We start from the raw sequence: 350 nt of genomic DNA on the forward strand, positions 1-350 counted from the left end.
GTACGTGCTGGACGAGCCGTCGGCGGGGCTGCACCCGGCCGACACGGAGGCGCTGCTGGTGGTGCTGGACCGGCTGAAGGCGGCGGGCAACTCGGTGCTCGTGGTGGAGCACCACCTGGGCGTGGTGCGGCGGGCCGACTGGCTGGGGGACGTGGGACCGCGGGCGGGCGAGCACGGCGGGGGGGGGGTGCACAGCGGGCCGCCGGGGGGGCTGCGCGCGGGCGGGGGGGCGGGGACGCGCCGGGACCTCTTTGACCGCGGGGCGGCGCCCGCGCGGGCGGGGGGGGGGGCGGCGGGGGGGGTGGGGGGCGGGGCGGGCACGCGGCACAAACTGCGGGGCCTGGGGGCCG

1 pseudogene is annotated in these 350 nt (G+C 82.6%); it reads left to right on the top strand.

The annotated features are described in order from the left end of the window. Positions 1 to 350, top strand: a pseudogene (locus A4V12_RS37695) (ABC transporter); the annotation flags it as partial.

This window comes from Streptomyces noursei, from assembly GCF_001646665.1.
Classification (GTDB): domain Bacteria; phylum Actinomycetota; class Actinomycetes; order Streptomycetales; family Streptomycetaceae; genus Streptomyces; species Streptomyces lavendulocolor.